At 64.9% G+C, this 18,845-nt stretch carries 16 protein-coding genes; 8 read left to right on the top strand and 8 right to left on the bottom strand.

Annotated elements, in window-relative coordinates; all coding sequences use genetic code 11:
• The first annotated feature begins 102 nt into the window (after positions 1-102).
• Both CCZ28_RS07195 and cysS read left to right on the top strand, forming a co-directional pair.
• Positions 103-1,791 carry a glutamine--tRNA ligase/YqeY domain fusion protein gene (locus tag CCZ28_RS07195; protein WP_140217183.1) on the top strand — a complete coding sequence of 563 codons (1,689 nt, stop codon included), beginning with the start codon at positions 103-105 and terminating at the stop codon, positions 1,789-1,791.
• Positions 1,791-3,176 carry a cysteine--tRNA ligase gene (gene cysS, locus CCZ28_RS07190; protein WP_205894643.1) on the top strand — a complete coding sequence of 462 codons (1,386 nt, stop codon included), beginning with the start codon at positions 1,791-1,793 and terminating at the stop codon, positions 3,174-3,176. The genes CCZ28_RS07195 and cysS overlap by 1 nt, the downstream gene beginning before the upstream one ends.
• 309 nt (positions 3,177-3,485) lie before the next feature.
• Here cysS and CCZ28_RS07185 read toward each other — a convergent pair whose 3' ends face one another.
• Entirely contained in the window at positions 3,486-4,802 is a 1,317-nt protein-coding gene (locus tag CCZ28_RS07185; protein ID WP_140217179.1) for a DEAD/DEAH box helicase, read from the bottom strand.
• A gap of 138 nt (positions 4,803-4,940) precedes the next feature.
• Between CCZ28_RS07185 and CCZ28_RS07180 the strand changes: the two genes are divergently transcribed.
• The gene (locus CCZ28_RS07180; protein ID WP_140217177.1) at positions 4,941-6,830 is read left to right on the top strand and encodes an alkaline phosphatase family protein; all 1,890 of its coding nucleotides are present in this window, start codon (positions 4,941-4,943) and stop codon (positions 6,828-6,830) included.
• Here CCZ28_RS07180 and CCZ28_RS07175 read toward each other — a convergent pair.
• From CCZ28_RS07175 to CCZ28_RS07150, 6 genes are all read right to left on the bottom strand, one after another.
• Positions 6,827-8,059, bottom strand: a complete 1,233-nt coding sequence (locus CCZ28_RS07175; RefSeq protein ID WP_140217175.1) for a TIGR03862 family flavoprotein — start codon at positions 8,057-8,059, stop codon at positions 6,827-6,829. The genes CCZ28_RS07180 and CCZ28_RS07175 overlap by 4 nt on opposite strands.
• A gap of 46 nt (positions 8,060-8,105) precedes the next feature.
• Complete coding sequence (locus CCZ28_RS07170) at positions 8,106-9,347, bottom strand: zinc-dependent alcohol dehydrogenase (RefSeq protein WP_140217173.1); 1,242 nt, start codon at positions 9,345-9,347, stop codon at positions 8,106-8,108.
• A 154-nt stretch (positions 9,348-9,501) separates the two neighbouring features.
• Positions 9,502-10,278 (bottom strand): NYN domain-containing protein, encoded by a 777-nt coding sequence (locus CCZ28_RS07165; RefSeq protein WP_140217171.1) that lies wholly within the window; start codon positions 10,276-10,278, stop codon positions 9,502-9,504.
• A gap of 12 nt (positions 10,279-10,290) precedes the next feature.
• Complete coding sequence (locus CCZ28_RS07160; protein WP_140217169.1) at positions 10,291-11,217, bottom strand: histone deacetylase family protein; 927 nt, start codon at positions 11,215-11,217, stop codon at positions 10,291-10,293.
• A complete protein-coding gene (locus CCZ28_RS07155) occupies positions 11,214-11,846 on the bottom strand; it encodes an exopolysaccharide biosynthesis protein (RefSeq protein WP_140217167.1) in 633 nt (210 codons plus the stop codon). The genes CCZ28_RS07160 and CCZ28_RS07155 overlap by 4 nt, the downstream gene beginning before the upstream one ends.
• Positions 11,843-13,462, bottom strand: a complete 1,620-nt coding sequence (locus CCZ28_RS07150; RefSeq protein ID WP_140217165.1) for a histidine kinase famiy protein — start codon at positions 13,460-13,462, stop codon at positions 11,843-11,845. Before CCZ28_RS07150 ends, CCZ28_RS07155 begins: the two co-directional genes overlap by 4 nt.
• A 169-nt stretch (positions 13,463-13,631) precedes the next feature.
• Between CCZ28_RS07150 and tesB the strand changes: the two genes are divergently transcribed.
• From tesB to CCZ28_RS07135, 3 genes are all read left to right on the top strand, one after another.
• Positions 13,632-14,492, top strand: coding sequence for an acyl-CoA thioesterase II (gene tesB / locus CCZ28_RS07145; protein WP_140217164.1), 861 nt, complete (start codon positions 13,632-13,634; stop codon positions 14,490-14,492).
• A gap of 116 nt (positions 14,493-14,608) precedes the next feature.
• Complete coding sequence (locus CCZ28_RS07140; protein WP_140217162.1) at positions 14,609-16,057, top strand: ATPase domain-containing protein; 1,449 nt, start codon at positions 14,609-14,611, stop codon at positions 16,055-16,057.
• 25 nt (positions 16,058-16,082) lie between these two features.
• Positions 16,083-16,442, top strand: a complete 360-nt coding sequence (locus tag CCZ28_RS07135) for a response regulator (protein ID WP_140217160.1) — start codon at positions 16,083-16,085, stop codon at positions 16,440-16,442.
• 87 nt (positions 16,443-16,529) lie between these two features.
• Here the strand turns inward: CCZ28_RS07135 and CCZ28_RS07130 are convergent, their stop codons facing one another.
• Positions 16,530-16,781 (bottom strand): CsbD family protein, encoded by a 252-nt coding sequence (locus tag CCZ28_RS07130; protein WP_058761133.1) that lies wholly within the window; start codon positions 16,779-16,781, stop codon positions 16,530-16,532.
• 137 nt (positions 16,782-16,918) lie between these two features.
• Here CCZ28_RS07130 and CCZ28_RS07125 point away from each other — a divergent pair, with 137 nt between their 5' ends.
• Together CCZ28_RS07125 and CCZ28_RS07120 are read left to right on the top strand one after the other, a co-directional pair.
• A complete protein-coding gene (locus tag CCZ28_RS07125) occupies positions 16,919-18,325 on the top strand; it encodes a hypothetical protein (protein ID WP_140217158.1) in 1,407 nt (468 codons plus the stop codon).
• Positions 18,326-18,502: 177 nt separating this feature from the next.
• Entirely contained in the window at positions 18,503-18,667 is a 165-nt protein-coding gene (locus CCZ28_RS07120; protein ID WP_205894642.1) for a hypothetical protein, read from the top strand.
• Positions 18,668-18,845: the final 178 nt, after the last annotated feature.

Below are 18,845 nucleotides of genomic sequence, written 5' to 3'. Positions count from 1 at the left end.
AGGGCCTCAAGGGTTTCGCCGGGACTTGACGGGTTGGGCTATGATACGGGTTTACCTTTGCCCGGCCTACCCTGGCCGTGCGCCTGCCCAGTTAAGGATCCCATGAGCAAGCCGACTTCCGACTCGTCCACCGCCGCCAAAGCCGCCCCCGCGCATTTCCTGCGGCAGATCGTCCAGGCCGACCTGGACGCCGGCAAGCAGGCCAAGATCGTCACCCGTTTTCCCCCGGAGCCCAACGGCTACCTGCACATCGGCCACGCCAAGTCGATCTGCGTGAACTTCGGCCTGGCCAAGGAATTCGGCGGCGACTGCCATCTGCGTTTCGACGACACCAACCCGGCCAAGGAAGACCAGGAGTACATCGACGCCATCAAGAGCGACGTGCACTGGCTGGGATTCGACTGGGCCGGTGAGGTGCGCTACGCCTCCGGCTATTTCGACCAGCTCTATGCCTGGGCCGTCCACCTGATCGAGCAGGGCCTGGCCTATGTCTGCGACCTGACCCCCGAGCAGGCCCGCGAATACCGCGGCAGCCTTACCGAGCCGGGTCGCAACAGCCCCTTCCGCGACCGCTCCGTGGCCGAGAACCTGGACCTCTTCGCCCGCATGAAGGCCGGCGAATTCAAGGACGGCGAGAAGGTGCTGCGCGCCAAGATCGACATGGCCTCGCCCAACATGAACCTGCGCGATCCCATCCTCTATCGCATCCGTCACGCCCATCACCACCAGACCGGCGATGCCTGGTGCATCTACCCGAGCTATGACTTCACCCATGGCCAATCCGATGCCATCGAGGGCGTGACCCACTCCATCTGCACCCTGGAGTTCGAGGATCATCGTCCGCTGTACGAATGGTTCCTGGCCCACCTGCCGGTGCCGGCCCAGCCGCGCCAGTACGAATTCGCCCGCCTCAACCTGAACTACACCGTCACCAGCAAGCGCAAGCTCAAGCAACTGGTCGACGAAGGTCATGTGAACGGCTGGGACGATCCGCGCATGTCGACGCTGTCGGGCTATCGCCGTCGCGGCTACACCCCGGCGTCCATCCGCAACTTCTGCGAGATGATCGGCGTGACCCGCTCCAACGGCGTGGTCGACGTGGCCATGCTGGAATTCGCCATCCGCGAGGATCTGGACCAGAACGCCCCGCGCGCCATGTGCGTGCTGAAGCCGCTCAAGGTGGTGATCACCAACTACCCCGAGGGCCAGGTGGAAAACCTGGAACTGGCGCGGCATCCCAAGCAGGACCTGGGCGTGCGGCAGCTGCCCTTTACCCGCGAGCTGTACATCGACCAGGGTGACTACGAAGAGAATCCGCCCAAGGGCTACAAGCGCCTGGAGCCGGGTGGCGAGGTGCGCCTGCGCGGCAGCTACGTGATCCGCGCCGACGAGGCCATCAAGGATGCCGACGGCAACGTCGTCGAACTGCGCTGCAGCTACGATCCGGACACCCTGGGCAAAAACCCCGAGGGTCGCAAGGTCAAGGGCGTGATCCACTGGGTGCCGGCCGAAGGCAGCGTGGAGTGCGAGGTGCGCCTCTACGATCGCCTGTTCCGTTCGCCGCAGCCGGAGAAGAGCGAAGAGGGCGGCAGCTTCCTCGACAACATCAATCCCGAGTCCCTGGTGGTGCTCCAGGGCTGCCGCGCCGAGCCGTCGCTGGCCCAGGCCCAGCCGGAAGACCGCTTCCAGTTCGAGCGCGAAGGCTACTTCTGCGTCGATCTCAAGGATTCGGCGCCCGGCAAGCCGGTGTTCAACCGCACCGTGACCCTGCGCGACTCCTGGGGGCAATGATGGCACTGCATCTCTACAACACCCTGACCAAGACCAAGGAAGCCTTCAAGCCGCTGGTACCGGGGCAGGTACGGATGTACGTCTGCGGCATGACCGTCTACGACTACTGCCACCTGGGCCATGGTCGCAGCATGGTGGCCTTCGACGTCATCACCCGCTGGTTGCGCCATAGCGGCTACGACCTCACCTACGTGCGCAACATCACCGACATCGACGACAAGATCATCAACCGCGCCAATGCCAACGGTGAGCCCTTCACCGACCTGGTGGGCCGGATGATCGACGCCATGCACGAGGACGAGGCGCGGCTGAATATCCGCAAGCCCGATCAGGAGCCGCGCGCCACCGACCATATCGGCGGCATGCACGCCATGATCCAGACCCTGATCGACAAGGGCTACGCCTATGCCCCGGGCAATGGCGACGTCTACTACCGGGTCAACCGTTTCGCCGGCTACGGCAAGCTGTCGCGGCGGCGGATCGAGGACCTGCGCATCGGTGCCCGCATCGAGCCGGGCGAGGCCAAGGAAGATCCGCTGGACTTCGTCCTGTGGAAGGGCGCCAAGCCAGGCGAGCCGAGCTGGTCGTCGCCCTGGGGCGAAGGGCGGCCGGGCTGGCACATCGAGTGCTCGGTGATGTCAACCTGCTGCCTGGGCGAGACCTTCGACATCCACGGCGGCGGCAACGACCTGGAATTCCCGCACCACGAGAACGAGATCGCCCAGAGCGAGGCAGCCACCGGCAAGACCTACGCCAACGCCTGGTTGCACTGCGGCATGATCACCATCAATGGCGAGAAGATGTCCAAGTCGCTGGGCAACTTCTTCACCCTGCGCGAGGTGCTGGAGAAGTACCACCCCGAGGTGGTGCGCTACCTGCTGATCGCCAGCCACTACCGCAGTCCGATCAACTACTCGGAAGACAACCTGCGCGAAGCCAAGGGCGCCCTGGAGCGCTTCTATCATTCGCTCAAGGGCCTGCCCCAGGCACCGGCCCAGGGTGGTGAAAGCTATGCCGAGCGCTTCGCCCAGTGCATGGACGACGACTTCAACACCGCCGGTGCCTGTGGCGTGCTGTTCGAGCTGGCGCGCGAGATCAACCGCCTACGCGAAAGCGATCCCGCCGCTGCGGCCGGCCTGGCCGGGCGTTTGCGCGAGCTGGGCGAGGTGCTGGGCGTGCTGCAGCTGGAGCCGGAAGCCTTCCTGCGCGCCGATGCGGCGGGTCGGGTGGATGCGGCCGAGGTCGAGGCGCTGATCCAGGCCCGGCTGACCGCGCGTGCCGAGAAGAACTGGGCGGAGTCCGACCGTATCCGTGATCAGCTCACCGCCCTGGGCGTTGTGCTGGAAGACGGCAAGGGCGGCACTACCTGGCGGTTGGCGGAGTAAGCGACGCCTGGCATATCGCGGCCATGCCGGTGCGCCATAGCGACCGCTCCTACGTGCCGCCGTAGGTTGGGTTGAGACGGCTCCATCGTCGAAGCCCAACATGGCCTGCGCCACGAGGTCATGTTGGGCTTCGCTGCGCTCAACCCAACCTACGGTCTATCGCGGGCACGTCTGCGATAAGACAGCTGCTCCTACAACAGCATCGTAGGATGGATGACGGCGCTAGCCTCATCCACCATCCCTTCGATAAGTTGCAAGGCCGCCCCCGGAAAACGCTCCGCGGTTTTCCAGGCTACAGGGCTCCCTGCCTCAGGGCTTCTTGCGCGCCTTGCCGAAGCCGGGTGCCTTGCGCACCGACTTGACCTTGGGCTTGCCGTCTTCCACCCAGCGCCCCAGGGGTTTGTCCGACACCGGCGCGCCGACCTTGGGTTTCTTCGGCTTCTTGGGCTTCTTCACCACCAGCCCGTTGGGGCGGGTCTCGGGGACGCGGTGATCGGGGATGAAGTCCGGCTCGTCGCGGCGTGGCAGGACCTGGCCGATCAGCGTCTCGATGGCCGCCAGTTGCTCCACCTCGTCCGCGCACACCAGCGATACCGCCTGGCCCTGGTTGCCGGCGCGCCCGGTCCGGCCGATGCGGTGGACATAGTCTTCCGCCACGATGGGCAGATCCAGGTTGACCACTAGCGGCAGGTCCTGGATATCCAGGCCACGGGCGGCCACGTCGGTGGCCACCAGGATGTCGGCCTCGCCGGCCTTGAAGCGGGCGAGGGCGCGCAGCCGGGCCGGCTGGGGCTTGTCGCCATGGATGGATTCCGCCGCCAGGCCTTCGGCCTGCAGGGCTTCCACCAGTTGCTCCACGCCCTTGCGCGTCTTGGCGAATACCAGCACCTGCTGACGGCGTCCGCTGCGATAGAGGTGCAGGAATAGCTCGGTCTTGCGCTTCTTGTCGACCGGTATCACCCACTGCTTGACGGTGACGGCGGCGGTGTTGCGCGGACTGACGTCGATGGTCTGGGGATCGCGCAGCACCGGGGCGGCCAGCTGGCGTACGGCATCGGAGAAGGTCGCCGAGAACAGCAGGGTCTGGCGCTTGCGCGGCAGCATGACGAACAACTCGCCCAACTGCCGGGAAAAGCCCAGGTCGAGCATGCGATCGGCTTCGTCCAGCACCAGCAGCTGCACCTGGTCGAAGCGCACGGCGTTCTGGTTGAACAGGTCGAGCAGGCGCCCCGGGGTCGCCACCAGCACGTCCACGCCTTTGCGCAGCTTCATCATCTGCGGATTGATGCTGACGCCACCGTAGGCCACGGCGGTACGCAGCGGCAGGTTCTGGGCATAGTCACGCAGGCTGGCGTGGACCTGCTCGGCCAGTTCGCGGGTAGGGGTCAGGATCAGGGCGCGGATGTGGTTGGGCGATACCGCCGGACCTTCCTGCACCAGCCGCTGCAGCAGCGGCAGGCCGAAGGCGCCGGTCTTGCCGGTACCGGTCTGGGCCGCAGCCAGCAGGTCGCGACCGGCCAGCACCGCCGGGATCGCCTGGCGCTGGATGGGAGTAGGGGAGCTGTGCTCCAGTGCGGTGAGGGCGCTCAGCAGCGGCTCGATGAGGCCGAGGTCGGCAAAGGTCATGACAGGCCTGGATGGCGACGAAAAGGGAGCGAATTCTAGGCCGACTGTGATGCGCGCTCAAACTTTGTAGCCAGGCGGCGGCTGCACGCTGAATCCCGGCGCGGCATAGTGGTCAGTTCTGCGGCCACAGGAGACCCTATGATCGACGCGAGTGCCTTACCCCCGGTATTGGCTGGTCCGCTGCTGCGGCGGGTCGAGTCGTCGCGGCTGTTGCTCTGGTTGGTGACCACCGGTGCCGAGGCACCTGGTCCGCGGCTGTGGCAGGACGGCATCGAGCTGGCGCTGCGTAGCGAGGTGCGCTGCCTGCGCCTGGGCGAACAGGCCTATCTGCAGTTGATCGAGGTCTGGCCGGAGGCGGCGTTGCCAACGGATGTCTTCATCGACTACGACGTGCAACTGCCCGCTGGCGGGATGCGCGACTGGGCGCCGCATCTGCTACAGGCCGACGGGGGCTTGCCGCGCTTCGTCTTGCGGGCCCGCTTCGATCATCTGCTGCACGGTTCCTGCCGCAAGCCCCACCATGCTTCGGCCGATGGGCTGGTCGCGGTCGATCGTCTGGTGCAGGGCTGCAACACCGCCCAGGAACGACCGGCGGCTTTGCTGCTCACCGGAGACCAGGTCTACGCCGACGACGTGGCCGGGCCCATGCTGCTGGCCGTGCAGGCGCTGATCCGCCGCCTCGGGCTGTATGGCGAGTTGCTCGAAGGCGCCGTGGTGGCGGACAGCGAGGCACTGATGGCCCATGCGGCCAACCTCTACCATCGCGAGGACTTGCTGCCGGCCTTCAAGTCCAACCGAGCGCTGCGCGAACGCTTCTTCGGTGGGGTGGAGAAACCTATTTTCACCTCCACCAATGCGCACAATCACCTGGTGACCCTGAGCGAGGTCCTGGCCCTCTACCTGCTGTGCTGGTCGCCGACGCCCTGGACCCTGATCGACGTCGAACCGCCGGCGCTGGACGAGCAGGACCGCGAGCGCTATGCCCGGGAGTCGCGCTGCATCGAGGCCTTCGTCGCGACGTTGCCCCAGGCGGCGCGCGCCCTGGCCAGCGTGCCGACGCTGATGATCTTCGACGACCACGATGTCACCGACGACTGGAATCTGTCCGCGCGCTGGGAGGAAACCGCCTACGGCCATCCCTTCTCGCGGCGGATCATCGGCAATGCGCTGCTGGCCTATCTGCTGTGCCAGGCCTGGGGCAATGCGCCCGAATCGGTGGCCGAGCCCCTGGCGGCCACGGAGCGACTGCTGGCCACGGCGGGGGACGATGGCCGGCTGGATTGCCCGGTGCAGAACACCTGTATTGATGATCTCCTGGCTTTCCAAGGTTGGCACTACGTCCTCAAGACCGAACCGCCGCTGATCGTGCTGGACACCCGCACCCGGCGCTGGCGCAGTGAGCGCCGGCTCGAACATCCCTCAGGCTTGATGGATTGGGAGGCCTTATGCGAGCTGCAACAGGATTTGCTGGACCATCCCTCGGCGGTGATCGTCTCGGCAGCGCCCATGTTCGGCGTCAAGTTGATCGAGGCGGTACAGCGCATCTTCACCTGGTTCGGCCAGCCGCTGATGGTGGACGCCGAGAACTGGATGGCCCATCCCGGTGCGGCCAAGACCATGCTCAACATCTTTCGCCACCGGCGCACCCCGGGCAACTACGTGGTGCTCTCCGGCGACGTGCATTACTCCTTCGTCTACGACATCCGCATCCGCGATAGACGCGGAGAGCCGCGGCTCTGGCAGATCACCAGCAGCGGCATCAAGAACGAGTTTCCGCCGCGCCTGCTGGCGACGCTGGATAGGCTCAACCGCTGGCTCTATGCACCCTGGTCGCCGCTCAATGGCTTCACCAAGCGGCGTCGCTGGGAACTGCAGCCACGGCTACCGGATCGGCGTGACGCCGGTGAACGCCTGTGGAACGGCGCCGGCATGGGCCAGGTGCTGCTGGACGCGGAAGGCCGGCCGGCGGTGATCCGCCAGCACAATGCCGATGGCTCGCCGGCGACGGAGTTCGTCGAGCGTTCCTAGCGTTGCGCTAGCCAGCGCAATACCCCCTGGCCTGCCGCCCGCCCGCTGGCGAAGCAGGCGGTGAGCAGATAGCCACCGGTGGGCGCCTCCCAGTCGAGCATCTCGCCCGCGCAAAAGACGCCGGGCAGTTGCCTGAGCATCAGGCCCTCATCCAGCGCCTCCAAGGGGACGCCGCCAGCGCTGCTGATGGCCTCGGCCAGCGGGCGCGGCCTTACCACCGTAAGAGGTACGGCCTTGCAGGCCTGGGCCAGCCGGGTCATGTCTTGGAAGGCTTCGGCCGGTGCCAGTTCGCGGAGCAGGGCAGCCCGGGCGCCCTCGATCCCGGCCTGGCGGCGCAGGTGGTTGGCCAGGGATTGATTACCCCTGGGCTTGGCGAGGGCGCGGCTCAGATCCGCGAGCTCCCGTTGCGGGGCGAGGTCCAGCGTCAGGGTGGCCTGACCATCGCGGGCGATGGCCGCCCGAATCTCCGCCGACAGCGCATAGACGAGGCTGCCTTCGATCCCCGTTTCGGTCAGCACGAACTCGCCCTGGCGCGGCGGCTGGCCGGACAGGGCCAGGGCGGCGGGCTTGATGGGGGCGCCGGCATGGCGGGTCTTGAGCAAGTCGCTCCAACCCGCTACCTCGAAACCGCAGTTGGCCGGCTCCAACGGTCGCAGTGCGATACCCCGCTCGGCCAGCAGTGCCTGCCAGGCGCCGTCCGACCCCAGGCGCGGCCAACTGCCGCCGCCGAGCGCCAGCACGCAGGCCTGGGCCTGGACGCTACGCTCGCCGTCGGGCGTGGCCAGGCGCAGCCGGCCCTCGGCGTCCCAGCCTAGCCAGCGACTGCGGGTGTGGATGCGTACGCCCTGGTCGCGCAGGCGATGCAGCCAGGCCCGCAGCAGGGGAGCGGCCTTCATGTCGGTGGGAAAAACCCGGCCCGAGGTGCCGACAAAGGTCTCGATACCCAGCTCATGAATCCAGGCGCGCAGGGCATCGCTATCGAAGCTGTCGAGCCAGGGGCTGACGCCGCTCTCGCGCTCGCGATAACGCTGGCGAAAGGCAGCCTGCTCCTCGGCATGGGTGATGTTCATGCCACCCACGCCGGCCAGCAGGAATTTGCGGCCCACCGAAGGCATGGCATCGAAGAGGTCCACAGGAACCCCTGCGGCGGCCAGAGTCTCGGCCGCCATCAGCCCGGCGGGGCCACCCCCGATGACAGCGACGACGGGCGTGGCGGAAAGGAGAGACATGGCGGCATCCAGGAGCTGAGGAAAACCGCCATTGTACGCGACTCGACTAGACCACGCCGGCCTGACCCAGCGGCGCCGCCAGGGGTTCTTCCAGGCGCTCGGGAATGATCGGCTCGGTCCGCCCAGGCGTGAGGATCACCTTGCGGCAGTCCTCCTGCTTCTTGTCGAAGATCTTATAGCCGTCGACCGCCTGCTCCAGGGATAACCGGTGGGTGATGATCGCCTCCGGCGCCAGGTCGCCGCGCTCGATGTGCTCTAGTAGCTCCGGTAGATAGCGCTGCACGTGAGTCTGGCCCATCTTGAAGGTCAGGCCCTTGTCGAAAGCATCGCCGAACAGGAAGCCATGGATGAAGCCGGCATAGACGCCCGGCACGCTGACGCTTCCCCCGCGGCGGACCGCGGCGATGCACTGGCGCAGGGCCTTGCCGCTGCTGCCTTCCAACTTCAGGTTGGCGAGAATGGTCTCGGTGGTGCTGCCCTTGGCCTCGAAGCCCACGGCATCCACCACCCCGTCCACCCCGCGCTTGCCCGGCGTCTGTTCGATGATGGTGGCGGCCGGATCGTCGTCCTCATCGAAATTGATCGGGATCACGCCATAGGTCCGCTGCGCATAGGCCAGGCGATAGGGATGGTGATCGACCATGAAGATGCGCTCGGCGCCGAGCATCTTGGCGCAGGCCGCCGACAGCAGGCCCACCGGTCCGGCGCCGTAGATGGCGATGCTGGAGCCCTGGCCGATGCCGGCATTGAGCACGGCCTGCCAGGCGGTGGGCAGGATGTCGGAGAGGAACAGCACCTTCTCGTCGGCCAGGGTGCCCGGCACCTTGAAGGGACCTGTGTTGGCCTTGGGCACCCGCACGTATTCGGCCTGGCCGCCTGGCACGCCGCCATAGAGATGGCTGAAGCCGAACAGCGCAGCGCCCGGCGGAATCTGCTTCTTGTTGAGGATGGCGCCACGCCCGGTATTGGTGGTCTCGCAGGCGGCGTAGAGATCCTGGTTGCAGAAGAAGCAGCTGCCGCAGGCGATGACGAAAGGAATCACCACCCGGTCGCCCTTCTGCACGGCGGTGACCCCCGGTCCGGTCTCCTCGACGATGCCCATGAACTCATGGCCGAAGATGTCGCCGTGCTCCACGGTGGGAATCTTGCCGCGATACAGGTGCAGGTCCGAGCCGCAGATGGCCGTGGCGGTCACCCGCAGGACGATGTCGTCGGCGTCCTGGATGGTCGGATCGGGTACGGTATCGACGCGGACATCGTGGGCACCGTGGTAGGTCAAGGCTCGCATGGCGGTCTCCGTTGGGTAGCGTTCACCTAGGGTGGAGGCCGCCGCCAGCCGAGCGGTTCCGCGGTGTCGGACCGATGGTATGGCACCTTGATGGCTACCGTTCGCCGCTTTTCGGCGCTGTTGTGCGCGCTAGAGCCGGGCAAGCGCGGCGGCTTCAACGATTGCGGATATACACCGCCTTGCCGGAACTGCCATCGGCCGGATCCCGTTCCTGGACCTCGAAGCGATCGCCATGGGCCTTCACCAGGCCGCTGAACTTGCGATGACCGTAGAGGCGGGCGTCGAAGTCGGGTCGCACCTTGCCCAGGTTGGCGCCGACCATGCCCAGGTTGGCCCAGCCGCCCTCGTCGGAGGCGTCTTCCACGGCCTGCTCGATCAGCTTGAGGATGGTGCTCAGCTTGGGCTTGCCGCGATTGGTGGTAGCCGGCTTGTCCGAGGTGCTGCTGACTTCGCGCGACTCTTCGCGCGGCTTGGACCTGAGGATCTCGGTGTAAATGAATCTGTCGCAGGCTGAGACGAAGGGGTCCGGCGTCTTTTCCTCGCCGAAGCCGTAGACCGTCAGCCCTTCTTCACGCAGCCGCGCGGCCAAACGGGTGAAGTCGCTGTCGCTGGAGACCAGGCAGAAGCCGTCGAAGCGGCGGGTGTAGAGCAGGTCCATGGCGTCGATGATCAGGGCGCTGTCGGTGGCGTTCTTGCCCTTGGTGTAGCCGAACTGCTGCACCGGTTGAATGGAATGGTCGAGCAGTACCTTCTTCCAGCTGTTCAGTTGCGGCTGGGTCCAGTCGCCATAGATACGCTTGACGCTGGCCACGCCGAAGCGGGCGATCTCGGCCATGAGGCCGTCGACGATGGCAGCCGGGGCGTTGTCGGCGTCGATCAGCACGGCCAGGCGCGCCTGACTCGATTCGGGGGTCTTAGCGGTCTTGCTCATGGAAACTCCTGTTCAGTTCAGGCCCAGCTCATGCCAGACCTGGGTCGCCGTGTGGTGCAGAATGCCGTGGCGCTGGGCCAGGGCCACGCGATCGGCGCAATAACCGCCGCCGATCACCCCTACCACCGGTATATCCGCCGCCAGGCAGCGTCGCAAGACGAAGCCGTCACGGGCGGCGAGCCCCGCATCGGTCAGGTCCAGATAACCCAGGGCGTCGTCACGGTGTACGTCCACGCCGGCGTCATAGAGCACGACGTCTGGCTGATAGAAGGGCAACAGGTAGCTCAGGGCATCGTCGAGCACCCGTAGATAGCCCGCGTCGTTCAGCCCGCGCGGCAGGGGAATATCCCAGTCGCTCTGGGCCTTGCGCGCCGGATAGTTGGTCGCACAGTGCAAGGACACGGTGATGGCGTCCGGCACCTCGGCGAGGATGCGGGCCGTACCGTCGCCCTGATGTACGTCGCAATCCAGGATCAGAACCCGCCCGGCGCGCCCGCTCTCCAGCAGCGACAGGGCGAGGATGGCCAGGTCGTTGAAGATGCAGAATCCCGCCGGGTAATCGTGGTGTGCATGGTGGGTACCGCCGGCGAGGTGGCAGGCCAGGCCATGGCGTAACGCCAGTTCGAGGGTGAGCAGGGAACCGCCCACGGCGCGGATGGTGCGACGTACCAGGGCTTCGCTCCAGGGTAACCCCAGTTGGCGTTGTAGCGGCGGCGCCAGTTCGCCCGCTCGGAAGGCCTGGATGTAGGAGGGCGCGTGAGCCAGGGCGAGCAGGTCGTCCGGACAGGGTTCGGGCCGATGCCAATTGTCCGATCCCAGGATGCCCGTGGTGCTCAGGTGCTCCTGTAGCAGCCGAAACTTCTCCATCGGAAAGCGATGGCCGGCAGGGAAGGGCGGACTGTAGTCCTCGTGGTAGACCAGCGGCAGGCGGGCGCTCAAAACACCAACAGCTCCAGAATGAACCAGACGATGCCGGTGCAGAAGCCCAGCGCCAGCAAAAACAACAGGCCGTCGCGGGCGATCAGCGACAGCGCGAAGGAGGTCAGCGCCAGGCCCGCCGTGGTGTTGGCGAAGGGAACCAGGTCGAGCACCGGCATGGTCGCGGCGATCAGGATGCAGAGCAGGGCGGTGACGAAGTGCGCCGGCCGCGAGGTCAGCACTCGCAGGCGCGGCCTGACCACCTTGTCCACCCACCGCGCGGGTTTCTGCATCAGCCTGAGCGACTTGCGCAGTTTGCGCCGCGAGACGTTACGTTCCAATACCCAGCGCGGTAGCCAGAAGTGGTCGCGGCCGAGCAGCAATTGACCACTCACCAGCATCACGAAGACCGCGATGGCGGTCGCGATACCGGGGATGCCGGTCAGCGGCGAGATGGCCAGCACCCCCGGCAGCAGGATCATGGGGCCGAAGGAGCGGCTGCCGATGGCGTCGATCAGATGCTGCACCGACACTTGCTCTGGACTGTTACCGACTCGCTCCAGGCAAGCGAGGAAGCTCTGGAGATCGACCGGACCCGCAGGCCCGGTGTCGCAGCTGGCGGCGTCGCGCTCCAGGGCCTCGTCCCTCATGGCTGGGCGCTGTCCAGCATGTGGCGGATGGCGCGGGTCAGATCCTGGCGGCCATAGGGCTTGTTGAGGATCTGAAAGCGCTCACTGCTGCCCTCCTCGAGTTCGAGGGCGTTGTTGGCATAGCCCGTGGTGAGCAGGATGCGCAGACTCGGTTGGCGCCGCTGCGCCTCCTTGGCCAGCATGACCCCATTCATCCCGCCCGGCATGATCAGGTCGCTGAACAGCAGGTCGATGGAGCTCTCACGTGCGAGCAGATCGAGGGCCTGCTGGCCGTTATAGGCCACCAATACCCGGTAGCCGCCTTCCTCCAGAATGGCTTGCGCCAGGGCCGCCACATCCGGTCGGTCGTCCACCACCAGGATGGTTTCCGAGCCGCCCTTGTCTTCATGGGCGACCTGCAGCGGAGCGGGATGCTCCCTGACCTGCTCTTCGGCGACGGGGAAATAAAGTCGCACGCAGGTGCCCACGCCGACTTCGGAATACAGCCGGACCAGACCGCCCGACTGCTTGAGGAAGCCATAGACCATCGACAGCCCCAGACCGCTGCCCTGGCCCTCCTCGCGGGTGGTGAAGAACGGATCCAGCGCCCGGCCCAGGATGTCGGTGGACATCCCGCAACCGGTGTCGGTCAGCGCGATGCAGACGTAATGCCCTTGCGATAACCCACCGTGCGCCAGGTCCTGGCCGGTGACCTCGATGTTCAGGGTTTCCAGCGTCAGGGTGCCGGTCCCACGCTCCAGCATCGCCAGGCGCGCGTTGTCGACGATGTTGAGCAGGGCGGTTTCCAGTTGGATCGGATCGAGACGGCAACTCCACAACCCCGAGGCCGGTCTGAAAATGAAGCGGAAGGGATCGCCGAGCGCCTTGGCCAGGCGCGCCTGGCGCATCGTGATCAACTTGTTCAGATCCACCGCCCGTCCGGTCAGGCGCTGCTTGCGGGCGAAGGCCAGCAGTTGCTGCGTCAGGGTTGCCGCCCGATTCACCGCGTCGCGGGTATTGTCGACATGGCGCTTGGCTTTATCGCGGTCCAATTCGGGGCGATCCAGATTGATCCTCAGGATATCCAGATAGCCGACCATGACCTGCAGCAGGTTGTTGAAGTCGTGGGCGATACCCCCGGTGAGCTGCCCCAGGGCTTCCATCTTCTGCGCCTGGCGCAGGGCGTCCTCGGCATCGCGCCGCCGGGAGACGTCCAGTTGCGAGGCGAAGTAATAGATCAGCTCGCCCTGGGGATCGAGCACCGGCGAGATGAACAGCGCGTTCCAGAAGGTCGTACCGTCCTTGCGGTAATTGAGCAGCTCGACGTTGCAATCGCGCTGCTCACGCAGGGCATTGCGAATCTCGGCGATATGCTCCTGCTGGGTATCGGGGCCCTGCAGGAAGCGACAGTTGCGGCCCAGCACCTCGGCGAGCTCGTAGCCGGTCATCCGCAGGAAGGCCTCGTTGGCGAAGATGATGGGGTTGTCCGGCTGGTGCGGGTCCGTCACGATCATCGGCATACGGGTCTTCTTCACCGCGGCGAAGAAGATGTCGTTGTGTCCGAGACCCTTGCCCAGCTCCGCGATCTGCGACGACGCGGACGGTACGGGAGAGGATGCGGGTGAGGTTTCGGTCATGGAAGGACGCCTGAGATCGGACAGCGGTAACCTCATTGTGACCATTATTCCGCCGACTAGCTCCACCAATCATCGTCATACGATGAGTAGGTCGCGTAGATGGAGGCAGGTCGCGCAGCTTATCGCTGGTTTTGCGTATGATGGCCGCTCTCTGTCAAGGAACCTTCCCATGAGCAAGGTACTGGAAAACCTGGTCGATCTGCTGAGTCTCGAATCCCTGGCGCCCGATCTGTATCGGGGCGGCAGTCAGGATCTGGGCTTTCCGCAGCTCTTCGGCGGACAGGTACTGGGGCAGGCCTTGTCGGCTGCCAGTCAAACGGTACCGATGGAGCGGCGCGTTCACTCCCTGCATGGCTACTTTCTGCGCGCCGGTTCGGCGGTGGATGCCGTGACCTATCAGGTGGATCGGATCCGCGACGGTGGCAGCTTTTCCACTCGTCGGGTCACCGCCTTCCAGGGCGAGCAGCCGATCTTCTTCTGCAGCGCGTCCTTCCATATCGAGGAGCCGGGCTTCGAGCATCAGACCAACATGCCGCAAGTGCCTGCCCCTGAAGCCCTGCAATCGGAGATCGCCCATGCCCAGCGCTACGCCGAGCAGATTCCGGCGCCGCTGCGCGACAAGCTGCTGGGGCCGCGGCCGATCGAGATGCGCCCGGTGGTCTTCACCGATCCCTTCAAGCCGGAGACCAGCGAGCCGGTCAGGCACGTCTGGTTCCGCGCCACCGGCGATCTGCCCGACCAGCCCGCGCTGCATCGCTATCTGCTGGCCTATGCCTCGGACTTCAACTTGCTTCCCAGTTCCTTGCTACCCCATGGCACCAGCTTCTGGGACCGTTCGCTGCAGATCGCCAGCCTAGACCATGCGGTGTGGTTCCACCGGGATTTCCGCCTGGACGACTGGTTGCTGTACGCCATCGACAGCCCTTGGGCCGGCGGTGCCCGCGGCCTGTGCCGAGGCAGTATCTACACGCGCGATGGTCAATTGGTCGCCTCGGTCGCTCAGGAAGGACTGATCCGCAAACGTAGCTGAGGGAAAGCCCTCTAGCTGGCTATTTGCGCAGTACACTTATAGGCTCATGCCTGCGAAGGGCTGAACGAGCACGGTCGTGGTCGTCCCAGACACAACATCAGTTTGAGGCATCGTTCTTGAATCAACTTGAGCGCGTCGTAACCGGTATCCAGGGGCTGGATGAGATCTTGAAGGGAGGCCTGGTTGCCGGTGCCTCCTATGTCATTCAGGGTCGTCCCGGCTCCGGTAAATCGATCATGGCCAACCAGATCGCCTTCAACCACGTGCGTAACGGCGGCCGGGTGCTCTTCGCGACCATGTTGTCGGAAACGCATGAGCGGATGTTCCAGTTCTTTTCCACACTGGATTTCTTCGATCGCTCCTGCATCGGCGATCAGGTCCAGTACCTCAGCGCCTTCGACACCATGGAAGGCGAGGGGCTGGATGAGGTGGTGCGTCTGCTGCGCCGAGAGATCAGTCGACAGAAGGCCAGCCTGCTGGTGGTGGACGGCCTGCTCAATGCCCGCTCGCGTGCGGAAACACCCATCGACACCAAGAAGTTCATCGCCGAACTCCAGGGCCACGCGGCCTTCGCCGGGTGTACGGTGATCTTCCTCACCAGCGCGCGACTCGAGGACGGCAGCCCGGAACACACCATGGTCGATGGCGTGTTGGATCTGCACGAGGAAGAGATCGGCAGTCGCACCATCCGGCGCCTGGCCCTGCGCAAGACCCGTGGTAGCGGCGCGCTACCGGGCTTTCATGAATTCACCATCTCCAACGTCGGCATCACGGTGTTTCCGCGTCTGGAAACGCTTTATCGCGATCCCTCGGCGGGTTCGAGCTACAGGGTCAACAACCAGCGGGTGACCAGTGGTATCACGTCGCTGGACACCATGGTCGATCAGGGCCTGCCGGAGAGTTCGACGACCCTGATCATCGGGCCCTCGGGATCCGGCAAGACCTCCATCAGCCTGAATTTCCTGGCCGCCTGTACGCCGGAAGAGCCGGGCCTGATGTTCGGCTTCTACGAGCCACTGGAGCGACTGCATCTCAAGGCGGACTCGCTCGGTCTCGATCTGGCCAGTCGGGTGAAGGAGGGCGCCGTTCACATACATTGGCAGCCCACCACCGAACTGCGTATCGACGAAGTCGGACTCAAGCTGCTGGCATTGATCCAGGAGCATGGCATCAAGCGGCTGGTGATCGACAGCCTGGGTGCCATCGCCCGTTTCGCCATCCCGCAAGGACGGCTCATCGAATACTTCAGTGCGCTACTGAACGAGCTCCGTACCCAAGGCGTCACAGTTCTAGCCACCTGGGAGTTGCGCGATGTGTTCGGCGCGGACATAGCAGCCCCGGCGCCCGAACTTTCCAGCATGGTGGACAATCTCATCCTGCTGCGTTTCGTCGAGGCCGAGGCAGAGATCAAGCGAGTCCTGTCCATTCTCAAGGTGCGCGACAGTCTCTATGACCCCTCGCTCCGTGAACTGGTAATGGGCCACTCGGGAATCGAATTGAAAAAGGCGTTCAAAGACATGGTGAAGGTGCTTTCAGGTTCAGCCATGCCCTCAGCGCAACCATGATCGCGTCGGATGGGAGAGTTTCCAAATGACGACGATACTGGTAGTCGACGACGAATTTCTGATAGCGGACATCCTGGCCTTCGCCCTCGAAGACGAAGGCTACATGGTGGTCAAGGCGAGCAATGGTCGCCGTGCGCTGGACGTATTCGATCGCGAGCTACCCTCACTGGTCATTACCGATTTCATGATGCCCGTGATGAACGGCCGTGAACTGGCCGAGGCGCTGCGAGAACGCCAAGGGCTGCAGCACCTGCCCATCATCCTCATGAGTGGCGCCCAGGCTCATCTGGGGCAGGAGAGCGCGGAGTTGTTCGATGCCGTGTTCCAGAAGCCTTTCAACATCGGCGACATCGTGGATACCGTACGCAAGTACCTCGTTCTCTGAGGTCGTTGCAGCCTCAACACAAAAGGGCCTGTCTAGACAGGCCCTTTTGTGTTGAGGCTGGCGCATTCGCCAGCCCCGCGTCCTCGATCAGGAGCGCGAAAGCAGTACGCCGAGTACGAAGCCAATGCCACCGGCGACGGCCAGGGCGGTGAAGGGCTTGTCGGCGGTCATGTTGCGAGCGCAGTCGATGGCCTGGCCATACTGCTGCTGTACCTTGCCCTCCAGTTGGCGGGCTTTGCCCTCGGCCTGCCAGTCGGCATTGCCGGTCGCGGCGCCGAAGCTATCCTGGACCTTGCCGGTGGCGTCCTTGGCACTGCCTATGATTTGATCGGTATTCATGAATGCACCTCGTGTTGTGGAAACGGGGAGGGTCATGCCAAGCGGCATGCTTCCTCTATTGATCCGCGCCAGACGCATTTCGTTCAGGTTCAATTCGTTGTTCGCGATATTCATCGCGGTTTCTACCGAGAGGATCCATGATCTCCAGTCGTCATTACGCCCTCTGCCTGTTCCTGATCCTGACCGGCTGTACCACCTCGCAGCCGCCGCCCGCGCAGCCCGCTACCGACGCCGAGGATCTCTTCGCCCGTCCGGTGGTTGCCGACAGCGTCCTGCGCGACGGTTCCCGTCTACAACTGGCGCTGGCCCTGCCCGAGGGTGGCACGGCACTGGTGGCGGTGGACTGTGCGAAGGACGAGGGCGAATTGCTCTATCTGGATGGTGCGCAGCGAGTCTATCCGGGGCGGGTGAATGGCTATGCCGCACCGCTGTCCCTGAGTCCGCCCAAGGTGGCCGCGCTCAAGCACAATCTCCAGGTACAGGCGCTCTGCGCGCAGCCATTCAGCTCGGATTGGCGTGCCCTGGCCATTGCGCCGGGTGGTGACACCCTGGTCCTGGATCGCAACAGCCTGGTCGACGTCAACGGTGTGCGGCGGTTCTGGGGTGGGCAGCAGCTGGCCGCGGCGGTGCAGACGCCGCGTTATGGCGCACCGGTACGGCAATGGCGCGACTCCCTGGCGGCGGACTGTAAGGCGCGGCGCTATACGCTCGCGGCCCGCTATGGCCTCGATGCCAGTGGCCGTATCGTCGATGGCCAGCTCGCTACGCCAACCCAGGAAGCCTTCGCCAGCGCGCCCCTCGAGCGGCGGACACTGCTGGAAGCCGCCTGCGATCGGCGTGATGCCTTGTTGGCAGCGCCGCGGATGCAGGCGTTGACGGCCGAGGCGCCATCGGCAAACGTACCAGCCCCCCTGGCCGAGCTGCCGACGGCGCGACCTCAGCCGCTGCAGGCCATCCAGTCACTTGGCTTGCCGGCTGCCCGCGTTCCGCTGCAGCGCTTCGTGGAGGAAGGGGAGAGTCGCTACGAGGGGCAGAGCCATCCCTATCGCGAAGAGGTGCAGGTTAGCCCCGGCAGCGCACCGGGGCTCTTGCGGCTGACTGCGCAGGGCAAGGTGGCGCGGGTGGATGCGCTCAGCTGGCGTGGTCTGTTCGATCTGGTACGGCGGACCCGGGTGGACAATGGCAGCCTGCCGGTCGAAGAACTGGCCACCCTCGAACAATTGACCTTCAACGGTAACTGGCGCGCGCTCACCGTGGGTAGCCAAGTGGGCTACCAGGCGCGCCAGACCCTCACGGGTACCTTGAAGGACGCCGAGCAGCGTGAACTCAAGGTGACCTGCAAGGTGGTGGGCGAAAGCGAGGCGCGCCGCATCTTGGCGTCCCTGAGCGGTCGCGCCAAGACCCTCGAGTGTCGACACGGCGAAGCCGCCAATGCACCAGCGAGTCGCTGGGTCTATCTGGAGGACTACGGCTTCTTCCACCTGATCCGCATGGGGGCAGGCGGCGCCATGGGGTTGGAGAAGCACCTCAGCCTGGTGCAGTAGGACAGGCACCCTAGTCGGACTCGTACGCTTGCGGACGAGTCCGGTTCCCTGCCTATAATTACCTTTTAAGTAAATATACCTATCTTAAAAGCGCCTTTTTAGCGAATTGGTACCAGGAGTACGCTGTGTCTATTGAAACAGCACTGCCAAGAGGTATTCGCTATGAAAGTTTTAGGTATGCAAGCACTCGTTGCCGTCGTGTTCATGAGCCTGCTGTCCGGCACGGCATCTGCGGCCAGTCGCGACCTGTCGAGCAAATCCGTTCGTGCCAATGCCCAGGCACAGTTCCAATCCGAGCATCAGGCTCGGGTCTCCGCGCTCTACCAGAACAACACCAACTGAGGTTGGTACCCGTCACGACGCCTTGGCGATCCACTCATCGCTGGGGTGTCGTTCTTGTCGTGTTCCCATTCCCCCTATCGTGGAGCCGTTCTGCTGGCCTTTGCACCAGCCGATAACCCTTGCTCCAGAGCGCTCGGCTCGGCAGTCTGTATGACTCCGAGGTGTCCGAGGCAAGACG

Source organism: Pseudomonas oryzihabitans (assembly GCF_006384975.1).
GTDB lineage: Bacteria > Pseudomonadota > Gammaproteobacteria > Pseudomonadales > Pseudomonadaceae > Chryseomonas > Chryseomonas psychrotolerans_B.
The sequence above is the reverse complement of the archived record's forward strand: the minus strand, read 5'-3'. Positions and strand labels throughout refer to the sequence as shown.